General features: G+C 74.0%; 4 protein-coding genes and 1 pseudogene. 3 read left to right on the top strand and 2 right to left on the bottom strand.

Annotated features, from left to right (window positions below):
- Window positions 1-96 (bottom strand): annotated as a pseudogene (locus tag ACFVUH_RS37220) (electron transfer flavoprotein subunit beta); the annotation flags it as partial.
- 352 nt (window positions 97-448) lie between these two features.
- Window positions 449-862 (bottom strand): TlpA family protein disulfide reductase, encoded by a 414-nt coding sequence (locus ACFVUH_RS37215; RefSeq protein WP_380688998.1) that lies wholly within the window; start codon window positions 860-862, stop codon window positions 449-451.
- Between the two features lie 266 nt (window positions 863-1128).
- Here ACFVUH_RS37215 and ACFVUH_RS37210 point away from each other — a divergent pair, with 266 nt between their 5' ends.
- The 3 genes from ACFVUH_RS37210 to ACFVUH_RS37200 all read left to right on the top strand — a co-directional run bounded on the left by ACFVUH_RS37210 (window position 1129) and on the right by ACFVUH_RS37200 (window position 3962).
- The gene (locus ACFVUH_RS37210; protein ID WP_355376372.1) at window positions 1129-1554 is read left to right on the top strand and encodes a DUF4395 domain-containing protein; all 426 of its coding nucleotides are present in this window, start codon (window positions 1129-1131) and stop codon (window positions 1552-1554) included.
- A 254-nt stretch (window positions 1555-1808) separates the two neighbouring features.
- A complete protein-coding gene (locus ACFVUH_RS37205; RefSeq protein ID WP_355376369.1) occupies window positions 1809-2579 on the top strand; it encodes a lysophospholipid acyltransferase family protein in 771 nt (256 codons plus the stop codon).
- A gap of 180 nt (window positions 2580-2759) precedes the next feature.
- Window positions 2760-3962 (top strand): hypothetical protein, encoded by a 1203-nt coding sequence (locus ACFVUH_RS37200; protein WP_387918064.1) that lies wholly within the window; start codon window positions 2760-2762, stop codon window positions 3960-3962.
- Window positions 3963-4069 lie beyond the last annotated feature (107 nt).

The raw sequence follows: 4069 nt of genomic DNA, 5'->3' as shown, positions 1-4069 counted from the left end.
CACGCCCTCCCGGTCGGTGGTGTGATCGTCCGAGAAACGACGGTCACCCGTCGCGTCCGGCACGTACTTCACACAGACAACGATCCTCAAGCTCACGGCCTGTCTCCTGTACTGGTCTCGTCCGGCGGCTGCGGCAGTGCACGTGGGCGCGTACACGGCTCGCACCCACTCCCGGCAGCGTGTTCCCGTGCCGGTCCGGAACTTGCTGGCAGCATACCCGCCAGTAGCCCGACGGTCACTACTCACCAGTAGCTTACGTCGCGCCCCCGGCCGGCGTGCCTCGTCAGGGCCATCCTGCCCCAGGCCACCTCGGGCTCCACCCGACGGGGCTGCCCTCGAGCCACCGGATTCACCTCGGCGGCATCCCGCACGCCCCCGCCCGCACCCCGGCGCCCACGGCCCGGGCCACCCCGGACACCCCGGACACCCCGGACACCCCGGACAGGGCTCAGACCGCCGCACCCAGCGCCGCGATCACATCCGCCTTCCGCGGCTGCCCGGCCGCCCGCCGCACCACCCGGCCACCGGCGTCCAGCACCAGCACGGTCGGCGTCCGCACGATCTCCAGCCGCCGCACCAGCTCCAACCGCTCCTCGGCGTCCAGCTCGACGTGCGCAACCCCGCCGACCATCCCCGCCACCTCGGCCAGCACCCGCCGGGTGGCCCGGCACGGCTGGCAGAACGCGGTGGAGAACTGCACCAGCGTCGCCCGCTCCCCGAGCGCCTCCCCCAGCTCCGCCGCCGACAGCCGCACCGCCCCGTCCCGCTCCCGCACCCTCAGCCTCCCGTCACGCTTCGCTCGGATCAGCCCGAACGCGCTCGCGGCCACGAGCACGACAACACACACCACCAACCCGGTCATCCCCCCAGTCTGCTCCGCCCCCGCAGCGCGCCGACGACGGGGGCCCGGCCCTCCCGCAACCCCCCTCGACCCGTGTCACCGGGCCCGCGTACGATCGGCCCGTGGACTCCGACCGCCCCGTACAGCCGCTGCTGACCACCCGCCGGGTGGTCGACCTGTGCCGGGCCACGGCCTCGCGCTGTCGCTGACGCGCGCCCCGGCCCTCCCGGACGCCCGCGCGACCCCGTCGCCGCGCGCCCCGCCGCCCTCCCCGCCCCGGAGTCCCCGTGCAGATCGACCCCCGCGGCCCGCGCTTCGCCGCCGCCCTCACCACCCTCGTCCTGATCGCCGTCCTGCTCACCGGCAGCGGTGCACTGCTCGCGGCCCAGACCCTCGTCTTCGCCCTCGGCGCCCTCGGCGGCCTGCGCCGCTCCCCCTACTCCTGGCTCTACCGCACCCTGGTCCGGCCCCGGCTGGCACCACCCGCCGAGACCGAGGACGAGCGCCCGCCGCGGTTCGCCCAGGGGGTCGGCCTGGTCTTCGCCGCCGTCGGCACGGCCGGCCTCCTGACCGGAGTCGCCTGGCTCGGCCTGCTCGCCACCGGGTTCGCGCTGGCCGCCGCCTTCCTCAACGCCGCGTTCGGCTACTGCCTCGGCTGCGAGGCGTACCTCCTGGTCCTGCGCGCCCGCACCCGGACCGACCTGGCCGCCTGAGCCGGCCCGGGCCGGAGAAAACCGACCGGACGCCCGGCCGGGAAAAGTTCCCGGCCGGGCTCATCACGCACATCACACCTCCCGATCGGGCCCCGCGGGCACCGCTCAGGTGACAGCGGGTACCCGTTCGGGGGATCATCTCCGTGTATCGCCCGTGGCCACCGCGGTGTGCCGCGCCCCCGGTCGGCCCCCACCTACGGCACGCGGGTCCCCGCCGTACCGGGCCGCCAGGCCCGTCGAAGTCAGGACTGACCGTGGCAGAGCTCGTGTACCCGCCGGTGATCGGCGCCGCGCTGACCGTCTTCCGCGCACTCGACGTGCGCATCAGGATCGTCGGCGCCGAACACATCCCCGCCAAGGGCGGGGCGGTGCTCGTGAGCAACCACATCAGCTACCTCGACTTCCTCTTCGCCGGCCTCGGCGCCTACCGCGGCGGCAAGCGCAAGACCCGCTTCATGGCCAAGGACGACGTCTTCAAGCACGCCGTCTCCGGCCCGCTGATGCGCGGCATGAAGCACATCCCCGTCGACCGCACCGACGGTCAGCCCGCCTACGAGGCCGCCGTCCGCGCCCTGCGGGCCGGCGAGGTGGTCGGTGTCTTCCCCGAGGCGACCATCAGCCGCTCCTTCATGCTGAAGAAGTTCAAGACCGGCGCCGCCCGGATGGCCGCCGACTCCGGCACCCCGCTGCTGCCCGTCGTCCTCTGGGGCACCCAGCAGCTGTGGACCAAGGGCCGCCCCAAGACCCTCACCAAGCGGCACGTCCCGGTCACCATCATGATCGGCGAACCGATCGTGCTGACGCCCGAGGACAAGCCCGTCATGGTCACCCGCCGACTGCGCGCCGCGATGACCGAGATGCTCGACCGGGCCCAGCGCGAGTACCCCGGCAAGCCCTCCGGCCCCGACGACACCTGGTGGCTGCCCGTCCACCTCGGCGGCACCGCGCCCACCCTGGAGACCGCCGAGGCCGAGGACGAGGCGGAGGCCGTCGCCAAGGCCGAACGCCGCGCCGCCCGGGGCTGACCGAAGTCCGGCCACGCGCCCCGTCCACGCCCCGCGAACGGATGACTCCCCGTCTCCGAGCGGACGCGGCCCGTTGCGTGTCTCCCCGCCCGCCTCTCTCCGATCTGACACAGTGACAGCTCCTTCGGGGGGCTCACGCCCGGCCGCGCCGGGCGGATCGGAGACGGAGATGAGACGCGGATGACCCGCACACGGACACGGCTCTCCCACACCACCCCCACCACGGCCCGCACCCGCCACCGCGCCGGTGCGGGCCTCCTGCTCGCCGGGACCCTGCTCACCGGCTGCGGCGCCCAGCCCGGCGACATCCCGCTCAGCGAGATCCGCGCCGAAGCCCCCACCCCGACCCCGACCCCGGCCGCCGAACCCGCCGTCGCCGACGCCACCGCGGGCGTGGTCGGCGCCGCCGCGGCCACCCCCACGGCCCCACCGGCGCACAACGGCCTCATCGCCGGCCGGGTCTTCCTCGACCAGGACCGCCTCACCAGCGCCATCTTCGCCGTCACCCCCGACGGCAAGACCCGCCGGCAACTCACCCAGCCGGCCGACCAGACCCGCGACGACCACCCCGCCTGGTCCCCCGACGGCACCACCCTCGCCTTCGACCGCACCGGCGGCGACTCCCCCGGCCGGATCTGGACCACCGCCACCGACGGACAGAACATCCACCCACTGGGCTCGCTCTGCGAGGCCGGCGCCCCCGACTGCCTCAACGAGACGGAGACCATGCCCGCCTGGTCCCCCGACGGCAAACAGCTCGCCTTCACCCGCGGCTGGGGCACCGCCGACCCGACGAGCGAGCAGATCCAGTACAGCGACCTCTACCTCATCGCCCCCGACGGCACCACCGCCCAGCGGCTCACCTTCCTGACCAACGACACCCCTTACTCCGGCGTCGTCACCGACCCGGCCTGGTCCCCCGACGGCAAACAGCTCGTCTTCTCCTACCGGACCAGCGCCACCGGCCAGCCCGCCAACAGCCGCGCGCTCTACATCGTCAACGCCGACGGCACCGGCCTGCGCCGCCTCACCCCGTGGGAACTGCGGGCCGGCGACCGCGCCAACTGGTCCCCCGACGGCAGCCGCATCGTCTTCACCACCTACCCCGCCGGCCCGGACAACGCCCCCGGCGGCGGCATCTACACCGTCCACCCCGACGGCACCGCCGTCGAAGCACTCACCCCCGGACCGTCCGACACCACCTACGGCATCGCCTCCTACTCTCCCGACGGCACCACGATCGCCTTCGCCCAGGCCCCCGCCGGCGGAACCTCCGAGCTCTACACCATGCGCGCCGACGGCTCCGGCGCCACCCGGATCACCGACACCACCGGCCACGGGGAGAGCCGCCCCAGCTGGGGCACCGCCCAACCACCGAGCTGAGAGATTTTCGGTAAACGCAAAGAACCCCCGCCGGACAACCGGCGGGGGTTCTTCTCAAAATTTGTTCGGCGGCGTCCTACTCTCCCACAGGGTCCCCCCTGCAGTAC

The sequence above is a fragment of the Kitasatospora sp. NPDC058032 genome, assembly GCF_042885845.1.
GTDB lineage: Bacteria > Actinomycetota > Actinomycetes > Streptomycetales > Streptomycetaceae > Kitasatospora.
Note: the sequence above shows the minus strand (reverse complement) of the source record. Positions and strands in the feature narration are given on the sequence as shown.

Coding starts and splice junctions, on each gene's coding strand:
- ACFVUH_RS37215 (WP_380688998.1), bottom strand. CDS start 862: ATGACCGGGTTGGTGGTGTGTGTTGTCGTGCTCGTGGCCGCGAGCGCG.
- ACFVUH_RS37200 (WP_387918064.1), top strand. CDS start 2,760: ATGACCCGCACACGGACACGGCTCTCCCACACCACCCCCACCACGGCC.